We start from the raw sequence: 17078 nt of genomic DNA, 5'->3' as shown, positions 1-17078 counted from the left end.
GCGGGCGGGCGAAGCCGCTGCGGCAAGCAAAAGCTGACCTTGTGATATTGATGATCAATTACCGCCTTGCGGACGAAGCTGCCATTGGACCCAATTCTGCCTGCGACCGCTTTTTGAGCCAACAAGTAGAAGATCAGATACCGATTTGTTTTCGAATATCTGGGTTTTTGATCTTGTCATCATTACTTAACATGACAGCCTTCGATAGTATCTCCGAGAACGTTGCGTCGCCCTCAAAAGGAAGCATTGGGCGGTTTGGATCGCTGTCTTTTTTGGGAACGATGCAGATATGCTGATTGCGCTTTGACAGGGTGATAGCGGCAGAACCAAGGTGTATTTGGTATCGGTTGCCTGTGTTGCCAACAACCAGCAACCAGTCATTTTCCAATGTCGTGACGGGTGCAATTGCGAGTTTCGGAAGAAGCCGTTCAAGAACAGTACGCCGCAATGCGATAGCTTCCTTCGACCCACTGACAGCGAACGCGTCCCGGTAAGACAGCGAATCTGGGGGGAAGTTTGCGGGGTGACTTGTATTTTCACCAAGGTCTTCCCAATGGTGATCTCGCCCGATTGATGTGGCACCAACAACCACTTCGATATCGGTCAACGCTTCCGAAAATGCCCTTGGGGGCACATCCTCCAGCTTCATCGGTTTTTTGGACAGATGTCCTGCATCGTCGATAGCAAAAAATTGCACCCGATCAGTGGCGACAAACTCATAGTTGTCGGCACCATATTCGTGATTGGTATATTCAGCGGCTCCGACGCCTGCCACCCAGTATTCCGCGCGAATATGATGGGTCGGGAAGTCAAGCCAGTTCCGTGCCTTTAGATCATCCTGTCCCGTCCCCATTTTGCTGCCCGCGTTCCAGCCCCGTTTTCTGAGCATTGCGACAAAGGTAGGTTGGTGCAGAATATGCCCTGCAAAACGGTTAGAATATGTGCGTGTTTCTTCTTCTGGCGGGGTTAGCCGATAGATTGTCCGCCACGCTTGCGCGAAGGGTTGGCGAATATCCAGAGCGGCGAGCCTATCGGCCCAATCAATAGCATCGGTTGTGCCAGGCGAGAGTGGGTGCCAAACTGCAATTCTAGCTGTGTCAAGTAATGTGCCGATGCGATTGCCCGCAACGTCACAGAAGTCACGCCCATCGTACAAAGCTTCAACCGACGTGCCATCAGACTGTGTTATTTGCCAGATAATCCGTCGCGTTAGGGTTGCGACCAGTTCATTGACCAAAAATCTCTCATGAAAATCTGACCAAGCCCAGCTTCGCTCATTGCGCATTGCAGCGACAAACCTTTGTCGTGCTTCCGCAAGTAACGTTGGGATGTCAGTTGCGGCTTTCTTGAGCTCTGCCGCCAGTTCCTTGTCTTTTTGATCGACAATAGCCGCCTTGATTATGCCGCGTTTGGACGGCGCATTAGCGTCGTCCCATGGCTGACTTTCAAGTGTGACACGGCGTGATGAAACAACGCGCAAGGTTACACGGCAGTCGCCCAATCGCTCTATCCTTAGACCTGCATTGGTAATACCCCAATCATCGGCTGAGAGTTCTTTCATATCATCCAGATCAAGGCCGACTTGTTGCCCGGTTTCCGTCAGGGCCTTGTCGATCTGCTTCGATACAGCCTTGTCGCGGGCTACTGTGCGACGCAGGCGGGCCAGCATGTGCACTGCATCCCGCGTACCAATCTGACCCAACACCCAAAGGGCAGCGTTACCGGCTTTGCGTGAACGAAACGCGCCAAAGTTCTTTTGAAAGCAAAAAGTACCCGCTTTTTCGATGCTTTCGAGCGAGGCTCCTTCGGGCCAATTTTCCATAGCCCAAAAGATGCCCGTCATGATGCAAACATTGACATGCGAAATCTCCCCGCGATGTTGCATCTTTTCAGAGTGTCCGCTGTGTTGCCATTGGCGCCTTGCTTGTTCTTCGTTGACATAGGCTGGCATCCGCATGATGACGAGTGCCGCACGGTTTAAGATCGTAGTGTCGACCTTACCTTGATTACGCTCTGAAATTGGCGTTTCTGCGGCGCTCCACCCTCCACCCGCCAACCGTCGGGCAGCTGCTGGGACATCACCAATCAAAAGCGTTTCGAAGAAAGCGTCATCCAACTCAACCGCATACCCAAGCCAAGTACGAAACCCACTAAACACGACGTCGGGGCCAATACGATAGATGTGTTCGCGGGCAGTTTTGCGCCACGCAGCTGTTGGTTTGGCCGTGGTTGCCGTTGCCAAGTGGGCTAGCAACTGACCATCAGGATCGGCGCCACCAAATGTAAAAAGTTCGATATCCGGCACGGCATCGCTGCCAAACGAAAACGGAAGGGTATCAGTATCTTGAGCCAGCAGTGTTTCGAGTGCGCCGACCCAATCATACATATCATCATATGCATTAGGTGCGATCATACGTTCATAGGTTTCAGCTGACAGAATGGCACACCCGGCACCTTGCGGGTGTGGACGTAACCACCAACCAAACTTTTCCTGCTCATCGTCAGTGGTGCCAAAAGTTGCAGTGTAGGCGGTTTCATCACGCCACCACGCTGGTTTGCCGTGTGTGTCTTTGAATTCGCTAACCAATATCTTGAGACGGTCCTGCACCTTGCGGAAATCGGCAAGCCACATTCTATAGTTCCCGTTAGGGTCGGGATGCCCAATGCGTGGGGCAGGTAACTTGCGCATCTTGTCCAGAAAGTTGTCTTCTTCAGTTCCAGCAAGCTGCATCATTGCCTTGTGCTTAGGTAAGATTTTTCCACCAGGGCTCAAAGGGCTCTTCATAGAACCTGAATTGCTTTGGAAAGTGGATTGTGCAATTGCGATGGCAAATGGCCGTGCGTCTTCCGGCAGGTCTTGATGCGTCGGGAAAAGCTTGGCCAAGCTACGTAGGACGGTCATCTTGCGATATTCAGAAATCAAACCATACGGCGCCTGATACTCCTGCGCTTGGCTCACAAAATGCAAGATATCCTTGGCCCAGCTGGGCTTTGGCGTAAATCCAACTTCACACAGTGCAAATAACACATCTTCGCCATGACGAAACATTGTGGTCTCTGGGGATAAAAAACCATCCCATCCACCAGCGCCCTTTTTTCCAACAGTTGCGCACCAATCATACTGCTTTCTTAGCGCATTCAAGGCTTGAAACAGATCAGAGCAGAATGGTTCGCCAGCATTTCTCAGTAGCTTAAAAACGGTATCGGATGGCAGCGTTTCACAGACGTCTAAAGGAAAAATGCGGTCTAATATTTCGACATGTGCACCTTCTTCAAGGTGTTTTGCAATCTGGTCTACAAATGGCTCCCGCGCTACTTTTAGCGCATCGCGTCTGTCTTGCATGCGCTGCGAAATGCCTTGCCGTGACCTGTCCATCTGAGCACTTGAGACTTCGGTATCTCCTGTTGTTGCTGCGCGCGATCCGCCAAGCAGTTTCTTGAAGCTTCTGAACATTAGCCACCTTTCAACGGAATTATCCGCAAAAATTCCACAAGCGATTCTGCATGTAGATCGACCAACTGATCGAGCTCTGTTAGCTGCATGTCGTCGACGATGACAAATAATCCATTTTCTGTAAAACTTCTAATCGCATGCTGTTCTGCTGACCTTTGGTCCAATCGCGATGCCGCGGACACTGCCACATCGTGATTACCGTCAGACAACTCTGCCCTGACACGCGTGACGATCAGGTCGCGAACGGTAATTTTGTCTTCAGTTGGCACCTGAATAGGCACATTTTTTACCGGCCCAGTAAGCCCCTCACGATCCTGCACAAGAATATCTAGCAACGTCTGTACCTCTTTGGGTCAAGGTATCCGACCAAATAGTGGCTGTATTTTGACAGGACCTTTGATAAATTCACAGACTACCAAAGCCGTCATTCGCTGCACAACAGAAACCTAGCACAAAGGGCTCTTTTGACACCTTCGCTGCTGTGAGTGCGAACGTCCGCTCCCCCTGTCCCGCAAAGCCAGCCAGGGCTGCGATGTGTGAGGTCTCCGCCCTGTCAGGCTTTGCTACCGTCAGCGCTTTTGGTGACACTTCTGCTTTGCACTCCGGGTGACATTTCTACTTGGTTGCAACACTAATTGTAGCCGGCGCGCGCTACTCTCAACTGCGACTCTTGTTAGAAAGCAGCACGTTATCTGACAAGAGGAATCGATATGGGAACAACTTACAAGTAGTTGGGTATCTCAGAACGTCGTAAAATAGAACGCTAGGAGACACGCTAAGGTCCGTGTAGATCAGATGGCGCGTGTGCTGAAGCGCTGTCGCTCGACGGTTTTTCGCGAGCTGAAGCGCAATGACTTCAGTGACGAAAGCATGCCCACACACGATGGATACTACGGTGCTGTTGCTCAGCTAACGACAGCGGATCGACGTGCGCGAGACCGCGAGACCGCGAGATTATCAGGCACCCTGCATTGTGCAAACACGTGATTGATCTGCTCAAGAACGGCTGGACGCCCGAGCAAATCGGCAACCGTATAATCCATGAACAAGCACCACTTCGGGTCTGCCAAGAAACGATCTACCGATATATCTACTCGAAAGAAGGTCAACGCGATGATATGTGGTGGGAACTGCCCACCCACCGTGTCGCGCGCAGGTCAATCACCTTTGATCGCGGAACAGAGTTTGTGAGTCGGCCACATCTTCAGGTAGAGATTAGCACCCAAACCTGGTTCTGCGGCCCCTCCTCGCCTTGGCAAAAAGGTACTGTCGAGAATACAAACCGACGATTGCGACGATGGCTACCGCGAAACCTCGACATCAGATCGATGACGGAGCAGGATATGAAAGAGAGCTGCGATCGTCTCAACAACACACCTGGCAAGTGCCTCGGATGGAAGACACCCACCGAAGTATTCCGTGAAAAGATGGTGGAGGAAATGCGATGACATCCCTACCCTGACACTAACTAGAGTCGCGGTTCACGTATCGCTCAGATATCCAATGTCTGTCTGGGTTTTGATCGGGGCTTAAATGATAGTGGTGCAGATATGGGGGCAGTGCCACTCTTACAGACCTAACTATTCGGAATTATAATGCTCATCAAAGTTGGCGATGCCCGCACCCCAAATATTGATCTGGTTCTGGCGGGCCTGCTTTCTTCAGTTGCTGGTGCGCTGAACGCCGTCGGATTCCTTATTGCCGGTTCGTTCACTGCAAATATGACAGGAAACATCTCGGCATTTTCTGACCACATTGCTAATGGCGCTATCCCAATCGCGTTTTCCTTTTTGGGCCTAGTCGTGGCCTTCATCTGCGGTGCCAGTATGGCAGCACTTGCCATTCAAGCTGGCGAAAGAAAACATATCCGGTCGGTCTATGCTTTAGCAGTTGCCGCAGAGGCAATTATACTTCTACTGGTAGGTACGACTCTTGTGATGTCATCGGCCACAGAGCACGAGATATCTCTGGTCATCACCCTCAGCTTTATCATGGGTCTACAAAACGCTGTGACAACGATGATTTCGCGGGCGCGGGTCCGCACAACCCATGTGTCGGGAATGGCGACTGACATCGGAATAGAATTGGCGGCATTGGTCGGGAGTGAAACGTCACGGCGAGCGGTTGTGCCAAAGCTCTGGCTGCACAGTTTAACACTTGCCTGTTTTACCTCCGGCGGTTTTTGCGGTGCGCTGTTGTTTCAAATTGTCGGAAGCTGGCTTTTTATATTTGCCGCAACACTATTGCTGCTCATAGCAGTGCCAGAAATTTTTAGAGCACACCGTTCTTGAGTACCTTCCCAAAACGACGGTTTGTTGAACGACACCTCCAACGCGGCCATTGGCGCAGACGCCGCGAAATGGCGTTTCGTCCTGTGTGGATGGCTCCCTTTTTACAAGTCCTATTTGTGCTGGGCGTTTTTGTCAGATGCAGTCTTGTGTTCGGCCTGTGAGAGCGACGCACATGGCCGCTGGCCCTGATGGTTTCCACCAACCAAGTCCCATTCCGCACATCGAACAGCAAGCGTTCTGGACAAAGCTCGGGGTGTCTTGGTTTTAGGGCTGACAAAGTTCCATCACTTCATTGGTCTTGCAAACTCCTATGTGTCGGTTCGCGTGTTTAAACGGTTCTTACTTTGTAGGGCTCATTCTTTGTCAGCACAGCCCAGATCATACGAGCGGTTTTGTTGGCCATGGCAACAGCAGCCACTCTGCTTGGTTTTCGAGACAAGATGTCTGCGAACCATGGATCGAATTTTGCTGGCTCCAACCTAATGGACTTGATGCGGGAGGTCATGCCTAGAACCAATAATCGACGTATATACTGGTCACCCATTTTGGAGATATGGCCCAGCCGCTCCTTTCCACCACTTGATCGATTGAGCGGTGTCAGCCCCAGCCACGCGGCAAACTCTCGCCCGTTGTTGAACTGTTTGCCACTGCCGACGGTTGCAACGATTGCTGATGCTGTAATCGGACCAACGCCAGGTATGGTGCGCAAAAGTGCCACCTGTTTCTCCCGCTTGGCAATCTGGGTCATATGCCGTGTGTGACGCAGGATCTTCGAATGTAAGAAGAGCAACTGCTCGCACAGATCGAAGACCATTTCTTGGGCGTCCATTGGCAGGTTGGGTTGTTCTCCACCCACGCAATCCTTAGCAAATTGCAGCGCGTGGTAAATGCCTTGCGGCAAGATAATACCAAACTCGGCCAGCTGTGCCCGCAGCATATTGATGGTCTGCGTACGCTGTCTCACGATTAGATCGCGTGTGCGATGGACCGAGAGTATCGCCTGTTGCTCAGGCGTCTTTACTTCAACAAACCGCATTGTTAGGCGCGCTACCGCTTCACAAATGGCCGCAGCATCAACGGCATCAGACTTGCCACGCTTGACGTAGGGCTTCACATAAGCTGGTGGGATCAGCTTCACATTATGACCAAGCTTGATCAATTCCCGTGCCCAGTGATGGCTCGTTCCACAGGCCTCAATGCCAACCAGACACGGCTCCAGACGTTCGAAGAATGCCAAGACTTGTGCCCGTCTCAGAGCGCGGTTGAACGCGACCTCACCATGATCATCAATCCCGTGGACCTGAAAAACGTTCTTAGCCAAATCTAGGCCGATTGTTGTAACATGCATTGGGCGGCTCCTCTCATACGCAGGTTATGACACCTGCACTATGGCGCATTGCGACGCCGGTTGATGCAGGAGCCATCCACACCATCCGCACTGCAGACTTTGGCGTAGCGGATGCTCAAAGCCCGGCTTGGGTCAGAATTTCATGACATTTGGGCCAAGAATGCTTGACGCACCAGTGCCAATTACTTCAGGAAACCACTCCAAGTCGGGCAAAACGCTCAATGGCGGGAATATAACCGTATTTTTGAATAATTAGAGGCGACGGCTCTCCGTACATCGGCAGATCAATCGCTGCTCAGGAATAACGCTTGAGCGCCGGCCTTTTGGCGGTCCGGTTGGTCTGTTTTGATCACAGGAGAACGCTCTTGGGGTAGCAAATGCAATACATCCGATGGGGTTGGTGCGGCCCTCAGGCGTCAGCCGTCGACAGGCAGACCCAGCTTGCGCCGATTAGACCGGTGTCCGCGACCGTAACGGTGCGGACTTCGTCGTCCATAGTATCGCTTGTGAATGGACCGGGGCAGAGTATTCAAAGTGTCTCGACATTGCCGCACACGCTGATTGCTTGACCCGCGATATTTGCGCCTGCTGGTGAACCTAGAAATAGTGCCATGCCGGCGATGTCCTCTGGGCCGACCATCCGGCGAAGCGAGATATTCGCGACAAACTCTTGCCCTACATCTGCTAGGCTGCGCCCTTCGGCATCTGCTTTGTCGCGGATTACGCCGTCCATGCGCGGGCCCAAGACCGGCCCGGGTAGGATCGCATTAACGCGGATCTGACGTGGGCCCATCTCTTTGGCGAGGCTGGCGGTCAATCCAACGATACCCCACTTGGCAGCCGCATATGGGGTACGTAGCGGGTACCCAAGCCGTCCGGCAACCGACGCGACATTGATTATGGACGCATTGGAACTTTGGGCAAGCAAAGGTACAGCTTGGCGAATGACGATGAATTGGCTCAATAGATCGATGTCGAGCGTCTTTCGAATGTCATCAAGCGCCAGCTCTTCGATTGGACCTGTCGGTCCGGCGATACCAGCGTTGTTGATCAGCATATCCAGACCGCCAAGATCACGTTCAACGGTTTCAAGCATATTGCTGACTGCAATTGGGTCAGAGACATCTGCAACGATGCCACAAACCCCAGTGTTTTCCGATGTAAACTGTTCAATCGCTGCTCTGTCTACATCACAGATTGCGACCTTTGCCCCTGCTTCTAAGTAAGCCTTTGCAATGGCCGCGCCGATGCCAGACGCCCCAGCTGTGATCAGCACCTTTTTGCCCGGCTCCGGGCGCATACGTTCAATATAACTCATCTCGTTCCTGTCGATTTTATGTTTTTTTCTGATTACTTAGGCGACTTCTAGCCAGCGGCGCCGTATATCAGGATCATCTGCCAGCGCCTTTGGGGTGCCTTTAAAGACCAGCTCACCATGGCCCATGACATGGACTTCGTCGGCAACCTTCAGCGCGATCGTCAGCTTTTGTTCTACGAGGACGACGGCGACACCACGTCGGGCGATGTCTAGAATGACTTCCATGACCACCTCGACGATCTTAGGGGCTAGGCCCTCGGTCGGCTCGTCGATGAGCAAGAGCCGCGGGTTACCGAGTAACGACCGGCACATGGTTAGCATTTGCTGTTCCCCACCAGACAAATAACCGGCGTTGATATCGCGTCGCTCTTTCAGACGTGGGAAGTAGTTGTACATTTCGTCGACGGTCCATTGCGGAACGTCTGAATATGCTTTCTGGACACCCATCATTAGGTTTTCTTCGACGGTCAGGTTCGGAAAAACCAAACGTTCCTCGGGGACATAGCCGATACCGCTGCGGCAAATATCGTAGGGTCGCTGACCAGCCAGCTCCTGACCGACCAGTTGAACTGATCCAGCGGTTGGTGGGACAAGACCCATGATGGTCTTCATCAGTGTTGAACGACCTGACCCGTTGCGCCCCAACAGCGAGACTATGGACGCCTCGGGGATTGCCATGTTGATACCATGTAGGATGTGGCTTTTGCCGTAGTGGGCATGCAGTCCGTTGATTTCAAAAAGATTCATGCTGCGTCCTCGCCCAAATAGGCCTGCTGGACCGCACTGTTCTGGCTGATCGCTTCGGGAGTGTCGGTGGCAAGGATGCTGCCATACACCAGTACCGATACGTAATCGCAAAGGCTAAAGACCACGCTCATGTCATGTTCGACCATTAGCAATGTCTTGCCTTCGGTGACATTGCGGATCAATTCGACGGCCTGGGCAGTTTCCTCGCGTGACATGCCTGCGGTTGGTTCATCGAGCAAAATCACTTCGGCCCCGGTCGACAACGTCATACCGATTTCCAGTGCGCGTTGTTCCGAATAGCTAAGATCGCCTGCGAGATGATCTGCCCGTGCAGCCAGACCGACCGTATCCAAAATTTCAGCGGTTTCGTCGTTTACTGCCCGCATCCGTGAAATCGGACGCAAAAGGTCAAATCGTGTCTTGTGGCGAGCCAGAACGCCCATACGCACGTTTTCAAACACACTCATTCTATGGAATATATTGGTAATCTGAAAAGATCGGGACAATCCTGCCCGATTAATCTGATGCGGTGTAAGGCCCGATATGCGACTGCCGTTCAGAAGTATTTCGCCCGCAGTCAGGGGAAACATCCCCGAGATCAAATTGAACAACGTCGATTTACCCGCCCCGTTTGGTCCGATCACCGCGTGACGCTCTCCTGCCTTGACCGACAGTTCGACCCCTTGGATCACCGATAGAGCGCCAAAGGACTTGCCGACATCTTTTAAGGTGAGCGCTTCGTTTGCCTGTTCTGTAGTCATGCTTGGACCCCTTCTTTGTCGGTGACGCTGTGGTCTAGTTCACGGTTGTCATCTTGGGTGTCGTTGATCTGTTTTATGGCCTTACGGATTAGCCATATGCCTCCGATCAACAACGATGCGGGTAATGCCCAAGTAATCGGTGAAGTGGGTGACCATGTTCCGCCTAGCAAGGCGAATTCAGGGAAGCCGCCCTCTGCGCTCCGACGCAGATTTGCGTATTCCAGCCCGAACAAGATCGAGACAGTCTCGGTCACGAATACAACGCCTGCCGTCACCAACATCCCGCCGATCAACGCGATCCCATATGGTTGTGCCAGTCGCGACCAATTGAGTTCACGCCAGTGGCGGACATGATAGGCGATTGCGCCGCCGATCCCGTTGGGTGCGTACAGCATTACAAGTACGAATATCAGCCCTTGATAAAACAGCCAGCTACGCGTCAGGTCAGAAACCAAGAACGCAAAAAGCGTAAACGCGACAGCACCAAAAACTGGTCCGAAGAACAGTGTTGCGCCACCGACGTAAGTATACAGTACGACTTGCGCAGAAACATGGGACGCAAAGAGCGCATAGTTCGCTGTCTCGTTCGACATTGCCTGCAAAGCACCTGCGACGCCCGAAAACATTGCGGAGACCGCAAAGATCACAGTCTTAGCTATATGGGCGTCGTACCCCATAAAAAGAACACGTTGTTCGTTGTCGCGCAGGGCTAAAGTCAGGCGCCCAAAAGGTGTACGGGTATAGGCCCATAGCAATGCGGTGCAGACGACAACCCAAGCAAGGGTGAGGTAGTAAACTTCGAGTACAGTGCCAAAGTTGAAACCGGCCCAAGGCATGCGCATGCCTGAAATCCCAGATTCGCCTCCAAAGAGGTTCTTGAGGTGCGGAGCAAAGGAATGGAATAGTTCAGCAATCGCCAATGTAACCAGAGCAAAATATACCCCTGATCGCATCGTGGCAAACCAGCCCGCACATACGCCAGCGATCAATCCGGCTAGGGCGCCTGCCAGAGGCAGCATTGGTGTCGCGACTGGTAGCCCATCTTCGATTGCTTGCATCAAATGCAGCGCAGCAAAGGCCCCAATTCCGAAATATGCAGCATGACCAAAGGACAATAGTCCCGCTTGCCCGGTCAAAAGATTGAAAGACAACGCGAACAAGCTTGCGATCAGCATAGTATTGAGCGCGTTTTGCCAGCCAGCATCTAGAAACGGCGGCATGATTATCAGGGCCAACAAAACTGCAGTTCCCAATGTTAATTTTGCTTTTATGGACATTAGTTGCGCTCTCCCATGAGTCCGGCAGGGCGGACCAATAACACTAGCAGCATCAGCGCGAATGGAATGGTTCCGCTGATCGATGAAACTTCTGTGGTTAACAGACCACCCACGGAACGTGCCCAATCACCAAGCCCGACTAGTCCGAGCAGATTGGCCAGAGACAAATCAATCCCGACCGCAAAGGATGAGAATAGGCCGATCAACAGAGATGCGAGCAGTGATCCCTTAAGAGAACCGAGCCCACCGACGACAACGACAACAAAGACGATCACGCCTAGTTCAGCGGCCATGTTTGGATTGGTTGGATAGAACGCCCCCGCGACCGCCCCTGCCAAGCCCGCGAGTGCAGCGCCAGCGCCGAAGACACACATGAATACAACGGGAATATTATGGCCAAGTGCTTCGGCAATTTCGGGAAGCCGTTCAGCCGCGCGTACAACGATACCCACGCGGGTACGTGACAAAAGGAGCCAAAGGACCACGAACATCGCAACCGCGACCGTTCCGATAAACACCCGGTAGAACGGATAGTCTGTCCCAAATACAGAGAACGCTGCAAAGCGTAGGTCGTCGGGGATCTGATAAGCGACCGGGAAGTCGCCAAAGAACAGCTTGACCACCTCTGCAATGATCAACGCCAGACCAAAGGTCAGCAGCAATTCATGTGCGTGACCATGAGCATGAACCTGGCGAAGCAGGTAACGCTCGGTTAACATGCCAAATAGCCCGACCAGCAAGGGCGCTACCAAGATGCCACCCCAAAACCCGATTATCGGAGATAAGGCATAGGCCAGATATGCGCCAAGCATATAGAATGATGCATGGGCAAAGTTCAGGATGCCCATCATGCCAAAAATCAGCGTCAGCCCTGCCGACACCATAAACAGCAGTAAGCCGTAGATCACGCCATTCAGCGTTGATATAATTAAGAATTCCATTGAGATCTCCGCCGACTTGGCGCGCCAAGTTAGTGTTATCCCCGGCGCACGACTTGGGTCCGCCAGGGTCATTGCGTATCGTTAACCGGGACGTTCCATCGAGCAGCTTTCCTGCACCGGATAGATCGCTTGTTCTGCGGGCACGACGGCCACAGATTGGAATCCCATCTCAGTATCGTCAGCAGGATAAGTGGCGTTTTCGACAACCTTAGAAACTACGACCGGGCGAATGGTCTGGTGATCTTCGGCCCGAACTGAAATCGTGCCGATTGGGCTTTCATAGGTAGCGTTTTCGAGCGCCAAGGCGATATCAGTCACGTTGACTTCACCGCCCCCAAAGTCGAGCCCAGCGAGGGCCTCGCCTAGCATACCGGACGCGAATGCTGCCTGTGGTTCAACAAACCGCGGGTAGTGCCCGATGGCGCTCTTGTATTCTTCAGCGAACTCTTCGGAACCGGCGCTATTGTCATAGTTATTTGCGATATAATGGCCCAATGCGGTCGCGCCCGCATTGGCGAGATTGCCCGGCTGATCCAGAAAGGCAGTGCCAAAGCGCACGTCAAGGCCTGCGTCGCCACTGGCTTTCATCAATAACAGCAAGTCATTCGACCAGTTGCCAGTAATCACAGTATCTGGTTCGGCTGACTTGATCCGGGCGACGAAAGGGGCGAAATCCTGAATCTTATTAACGTCGTGCAGGACCTCGTCTACTACCTGATAGTTGTTGTTCTCAGCCGCAGCGGCAATTGCAGCCTGCATGTCCTGACCCCAAGAATAGTTCTGGTTCATCGACATTACTTTGGTGCCCAGTTCACCGGCCTGCCCCATTGCATTGGTTAGCGCGTTCACACGCATGGGTGCAGTTGTGGTAAATCGGAAATGGTAGAAATGGCACTTCTCGCCAGTTAGCTCCATCGCCTCGGCACCGATGTTCATGAACAAGATCTCGTTGCCGGGATTGCGGATGTTGTGCTTGCGTACATCTTCGGTGATTTGTCCGGCGATTGCGGACGAAGCCCCTTGAATGACGATGTTGACACCGTCTGCTGCTGCCTGACGGAACTTGTCCGCAGCTTCCGTTGCCCCACCGGCGTTGTCGTATTCAACGACTTCAATTGGTTCCCCGTTGAAGCCGCCTTCAGCGTTGATTTGGTCGATGCCAAATTTCACGCCAGCAGCAAATAAGCGCCCGGTCGACGTCTGTGCACCTGAAAGGCTCTCGATGATGCCGATCTTAAGCGGCTCTGCCTGAACTGCTGGTGCAGCCGCAAGAAGCGCCGCAGCTGCTGCGGTCGTTTTTAAAATATGTTTCAATGATTTCCTCCTTGTTTTGCGTATGTCGCGTCGTTCGCGATCTTTATTGCGCCCGCGCATGGGTAACTGGCGCCATTGTCTTGACGATGGTTGCCTGCGTTGCGGCGCGTAGTTGATTTTCCGTGACACCATGGGCGAGCTCGACGATGCGTAACCCGCCCTCGACAACATCAAGCACGCCTAGATCTGTGATGATCCGATCGACCACCCCTGCGCCTGTCAGCGGAAGGGTGCAATTTTTTAGGACTTTGCTGTCGCCGTGTTTGTTGGTGTGATCCATGACAACGACAACGCGACCGACGCCCGCCACAAGATCCATTGCGCCGCCCATTCCCTTTACGAGCTTTCCCGGGATCATCCAGTTAGCGATATCGCCATTCTCGGCCACCTCCATTGCACCAAGAATAGCCATCGCAATCTTGCCGCCGCGGATCATGCCAAAGCTCATTGCACTGTCAAAATATGCGGTATTCGCAAGCTCTGTGATTGTCTGCTTGCCGGCATTAATCAGATCGGGATCTTCTGTGCCTTCATAGGGAAATGGCCCCATGCCGAGCATGCCATTTTCGGACTGAAGCGTGACCGAAACACCATCGGGAATAAAATTCGACACCAACGTCGGAATACCAATCCCAAGGTTTACATAGGAGCCATCTTTCAGCTCTTTTGCTGCGCGCGCTGCCATTTGATTTCGGTTCCAGCTCATTCATATCCTCTTAAAATTACACAAACCCGATGTTTGTGACGGCCTGCGCCCTAACCACGTTTAGGTTTGCGCTAGGCATTTTCAGGTTGCGCCCTTGTTGTTCGCTGCTCGATACGTTTTTCATGCTGCCCAACCACAAGCCGATGAACGTAGACACCGGGTAGGTGGATTTGGTCGGGGTCAAGATTACCTGTGGGAACGATCTCTTCGACTTCAGCGACGCAAACCTTCCCGCACATCGCGGCCGGTACGTTGAAATTGCGCGCAGTTTTTCGAAACACCAGATTTCCTGTTGGATCGGCCTTCCAAGCCTTTACGATGGCCAGATCAGCAACCAACCCACGCTCAAGCACATAGGTTATACTGTCGAAATCCATGTGTGGTTTGCCCTCTGCGACGACCGTGCCGACCCCGGTTTTGGTATAAAAACCTGGTATCCCTGCTCCACCTGCCCTCATGCGCTCTGCCAGCGTTCCTTGCGGGTTGAACTCAATTTCAAGCTCGCCGGCCAGATACTGGCGCATGAACTCGGCGTTTTCGCCGACATAGGACGAGATCATCTTCCTGACTTGTTTGGTCTCAAGTAGCTGCCCCAAGCCAAAGCCATCGACGCCAGCATTATTCGAAGCGACCGTCAGTTTGCGCACACCGCTTGCACGAATGGCAGCGATCAACAGCTCGGGAATGCCACACAGCCCAAATCCGCCAGCCGCGACCAACATTTCATCCCGCAATAATCCGTCCAACGCAGATCCTGCGTCAGGGTAAACTTTGGACAATTTTTCCTCCCAGAATTTACTGGCAATTGCTGCCAGCCTCTTCTCCCATCAATTTTGTGGCATGAGGCGATACGCATAAATATGTTGTATTACGTCATAAGTTGATCATTTTTATGGATGTATTACACATATCGTATCAGGCGCAGATACCGCTCCCTCAGAAGCGCACCAGACCACGCACAGGAACAAGAAATGACTAACTCAATTGCTTCGTTGACTTCCTCCGTACTCGAACAAATCACGCGCGGCGCAACAGAGGCAGAATTACAGCCATTGCTGTTGAAGCTTGGACAAGATGCTGGCGACCCCGAGGTCGCACAAAAGCTACATGCTCAGCTTGCTTCACTCATCAAACAGCCAAGCGGGTCTGCGCTAACGGAACGTGGTCTCAATCTGTTAATCGACACAACACACGACCTTTCGCGCACGTTGTCGCTGCAAGATTTGCTGCGCAAAATTGTCTCTCGTGCAAGAAACTTGGTTAGCGCGAATATCGCTTGGCTTACTATGTTGGATGAAGAAAAGCAGGTGTTCCGCAACTTTGCCATTGAAGGTAACCTTTCTCCTGGCACGGCACATATGTCGAGCAGTGTCGATCGAGGCGTTGTTAGCCTGATTGCTGAAACACGCAGTTTCTTTGTGACGAAAGACTATCTTGGTGACGACAGGTTTCGGCACTCTCGCGATCTTGATCGTCGCTTCGAAGACGAAAGTATAAAGTCTCTCGCTGGGTTTCCGATCCTTGCTGATGACAAGGTACAAGGCCTTTTGTTTGTTGCTGATCGCTATGGCCGAGATTACTCCGGGCGCGAGATATCCGTGCTTGGGTCCTTTGCGCAGCATGCTGGTGTTGCCATGCGCAACGCCAGAATATTTTCGCGCCTTTCCGAAGCCTTAGAAGAGACAGAGCGCAATCGAAGTTCGCTAGAGGAACATATTCAGCGCGTCGAAGCGTCTGCGCAGGCACATGACGACATGATGTCCTTATTGGCGCGTGGCGCTGACCTAATGACGTTTATGCAGCGGATGGCGGGGAACATTGGAGGATCGATTCAATATCTAGACAGCAATTTAACAATCAGAGAAGGATTCACCGCACCTGGGTTTAATGGCACTTTGAACAAGGATATTCGCGCAGGACGGATTGATCAGGCAAAGATGCTTTCGGCGATTGCCCGGTCTCGCGAAAACGGGCGGTCAGCGGTTCTCATCGAGGATAGCAATGAGAGATGCCTTATCTTGGCGCTCCACGGAGGCGCCACACGTGGCGATAGCTTGGTTGTTTGCCATACTGGAAAAATTGATGAAATCCAGCTTCGCAACCTTGAACGAAGTACAGTGGCGCTTTCGATTGCTAAACTTTGGGCAGAGAAACGTCATACAGAGCGTTTGATCGCATCCTCTACGCTACTTAGGCACCTCGTTCTTGTTTCGCCACCCGATGCGCCGACGATCGATTCAGCGCGCAACCGCCTTTCGCTTAGTTCGGAGCAGCCAATCCGCATGGCGCTAATGGTGGTTTCTGGAATGGACCGCGCCGAGCAAACCGAACTGATCCGCGATGCTGGCGGACGTCTGAATGTGTTGGTTGATCTGATCGACGATGCATATCTGGCTATTGGGCCGATTTCGGAGATGGAGAAACTAACAACGATTCTTAGCCGCCGCGTTGGCAAAAAAAAGATTGGTGGTCTTGTCTCAGCGCCATTTACTGAGCTAGAGACCAGCCCCCAGCATTACGCGGAACTTGGCAACGCGATGCGTGCTATGAAAAAGATTGCACCGCTTAGCCGATTTATTGATGCCGCAGACATTAGTTTGTTTGCACGGATATTCGAACGCAGCGACCCAAGTCGCATCAAAGAATTTGTGGCCGATGTACTTGCGCCGATTGCCGCGCGTGATCCGCGAAACCGGGCACATCTAAAGACTACTCTACTGTGTTTTTTCGATAACCACTATAACATTGCGCGCACCGCCGAACGGTTAGATGTCCATGTCAATACTGTGCGCCAGCGTCTCGATACGCTGCGCGAGGTCACCGGCGGTTGGAAAGATCCAATTGCGTCGCTCGAACTTCATGTAGCCCTGCGACTAGATGACCTCGCCTCTTCTGACTGACTTCGGCCGCGATTAGTTTCG

At 52.5% G+C, this 17078-nt stretch carries 13 protein-coding genes and 1 pseudogene; 3 read left to right on the top strand and 11 right to left on the bottom strand.

Translation table 11 applies throughout. From position 1 onward, the window contains the following. Window positions 1-133: 133 nt before the first annotated feature. Complete coding sequence (locus ACHUEV_RS16330) at window positions 134-3454, bottom strand: DUF4132 domain-containing protein (RefSeq protein ID WP_394181746.1); 3321 nt, start codon at window positions 3452-3454, stop codon at window positions 134-136. Continuing rightward, complete coding sequence (locus tag ACHUEV_RS16325; RefSeq protein WP_394181744.1) at window positions 3454-3789, bottom strand: hypothetical protein; 336 nt, start codon at window positions 3787-3789, stop codon at window positions 3454-3456. The genes ACHUEV_RS16330 and ACHUEV_RS16325 overlap by 1 nt, the downstream gene beginning before the upstream one ends. A 396-nt stretch (window positions 3790-4185) precedes the next feature. Here ACHUEV_RS16325 and ACHUEV_RS17855 point away from each other — a divergent pair. After that, window positions 4186-4902 (top strand): annotated as a pseudogene (locus ACHUEV_RS17855) (IS30 family transposase). Between the two features lie 147 nt (window positions 4903-5049). After that, the gene (locus ACHUEV_RS16315; protein WP_394181740.1) at window positions 5050-5745 is read left to right on the top strand and encodes a YoaK family protein; all 696 of its coding nucleotides are present in this window, start codon (window positions 5050-5052) and stop codon (window positions 5743-5745) included. 328 nt (window positions 5746-6073) lie between these two features. Here ACHUEV_RS16315 and ACHUEV_RS16310 read toward each other — a convergent pair whose 3' ends face one another. From ACHUEV_RS16310 to ACHUEV_RS16270, 9 genes are all read right to left on the bottom strand, one after another. After that, window positions 6074-7093, bottom strand: coding sequence for an IS110 family RNA-guided transposase (locus ACHUEV_RS16310; protein WP_394181738.1), 1020 nt, complete (start codon window positions 7091-7093; stop codon window positions 6074-6076). 529 nt (window positions 7094-7622) lie between these two features. Next, complete coding sequence (locus ACHUEV_RS16305; RefSeq protein WP_394181736.1) at window positions 7623-8411, bottom strand: SDR family oxidoreductase; 789 nt, start codon at window positions 8409-8411, stop codon at window positions 7623-7625. Window positions 8412-8447: 36 nt separating this feature from the next. Next, a complete protein-coding gene (locus ACHUEV_RS16300; protein WP_394181734.1) occupies window positions 8448-9158 on the bottom strand; it encodes an ABC transporter ATP-binding protein in 711 nt (236 codons plus the stop codon). Further along, the gene (locus ACHUEV_RS16295) at window positions 9155-9919 is read right to left on the bottom strand and encodes an ABC transporter ATP-binding protein (RefSeq protein ID WP_394181732.1); all 765 of its coding nucleotides are present in this window, start codon (window positions 9917-9919) and stop codon (window positions 9155-9157) included. Before ACHUEV_RS16295 ends, ACHUEV_RS16300 begins: the two co-directional genes overlap by 4 nt. Then, entirely contained in the window at window positions 9916-11196 is a 1281-nt protein-coding gene (locus ACHUEV_RS16290; protein WP_394181730.1) for a branched-chain amino acid ABC transporter permease, read from the bottom strand. Before ACHUEV_RS16290 ends, ACHUEV_RS16295 begins: the two co-directional genes overlap by 4 nt. Next, a complete protein-coding gene (locus ACHUEV_RS16285; RefSeq protein ID WP_394181728.1) occupies window positions 11196-12137 on the bottom strand; it encodes a branched-chain amino acid ABC transporter permease in 942 nt (313 codons plus the stop codon). Before ACHUEV_RS16285 ends, ACHUEV_RS16290 begins: the two co-directional genes overlap by 1 nt. Window positions 12138-12218: 81 nt before the next feature. Continuing rightward, window positions 12219-13451, bottom strand: coding sequence for a branched-chain amino acid ABC transporter substrate-binding protein (locus ACHUEV_RS16280; protein WP_394181726.1), 1233 nt, complete (start codon window positions 13449-13451; stop codon window positions 12219-12221). Window positions 13452-13494: 43 nt separating this feature from the next. Then, a complete protein-coding gene (locus tag ACHUEV_RS16275) occupies window positions 13495-14157 on the bottom strand; it encodes a 3-oxoacid CoA-transferase subunit B (RefSeq protein ID WP_394181724.1) in 663 nt (220 codons plus the stop codon). A 71-nt stretch (window positions 14158-14228) separates the two neighbouring features. Further along, entirely contained in the window at window positions 14229-14936 is a 708-nt protein-coding gene (locus ACHUEV_RS16270) for a CoA transferase subunit A (protein WP_394181722.1), read from the bottom strand. Window positions 14937-15128: 192 nt separating this feature from the next. On the opposite strand from ACHUEV_RS16270, the gene ACHUEV_RS16265 reads away from it, so the two are divergent. Beyond that, window positions 15129-17057: a helix-turn-helix domain-containing protein gene (locus ACHUEV_RS16265; protein ID WP_394181720.1), complete on the top strand. Its 1929-nt coding sequence runs from the start codon at window positions 15129-15131 to the stop codon at window positions 17055-17057. The last annotated feature ends 21 nt before the right edge of the window (window positions 17058-17078 follow it).

The organism is Yoonia maritima (assembly GCF_043641945.1).
GTDB classification, from domain to species: domain Bacteria; phylum Pseudomonadota; class Alphaproteobacteria; order Rhodobacterales; family Rhodobacteraceae; genus Yoonia; species Yoonia maritima_B.
This window is presented reverse-complemented; position numbering and strand designations above follow the sequence as displayed.

Bases quoted from the DNA above. Each gene is read 5' to 3' on its own strand.
- ACHUEV_RS16330 (WP_394181746.1), bottom strand. From the start codon at position 3,454: ATGTTCAGAAGCTTCAAGAAACTGCTTGGCGGATCGCGCGCAGCAACA.
- ACHUEV_RS16315 (WP_394181740.1), top strand. From the start codon at position 5,050: ATGCTCATCAAAGTTGGCGATGCCCGCACCCCAAATATTGATCTGGTT.
- ACHUEV_RS16310 (WP_394181738.1), bottom strand. From the start codon at position 7,093: ATGCATGTTACAACAATCGGCCTAGATTTGGCTAAGAACGTTTTTCAG.
- ACHUEV_RS16305 (WP_394181736.1), bottom strand. From the start codon at position 8,411: ATGAGTTATATTGAACGTATGCGCCCGGAGCCGGGCAAAAAGGTGCTG.
- ACHUEV_RS16300 (WP_394181734.1), bottom strand. From the start codon at position 9,158: ATGAATCTTTTTGAAATCAACGGACTGCATGCCCACTACGGCAAAAGC.
- ACHUEV_RS16295 (WP_394181732.1), bottom strand. From the start codon at position 9,919: ATGACTACAGAACAGGCAAACGAAGCGCTCACCTTAAAAGATGTCGGC.
- ACHUEV_RS16290 (WP_394181730.1), bottom strand. From the start codon at position 11,196: ATGTCCATAAAAGCAAAATTAACATTGGGAACTGCAGTTTTGTTGGCC.
- ACHUEV_RS16285 (WP_394181728.1), bottom strand. From the start codon at position 12,137: ATGGAATTCTTAATTATATCAACGCTGAATGGCGTGATCTACGGCTTA.
- ACHUEV_RS16275 (WP_394181724.1), bottom strand. From the start codon at position 14,157: ATGAGCTGGAACCGAAATCAAATGGCAGCGCGCGCAGCAAAAGAGCTG.
- ACHUEV_RS16265 (WP_394181720.1), top strand. From the start codon at position 15,129: ATGACTAACTCAATTGCTTCGTTGACTTCCTCCGTACTCGAACAAATC.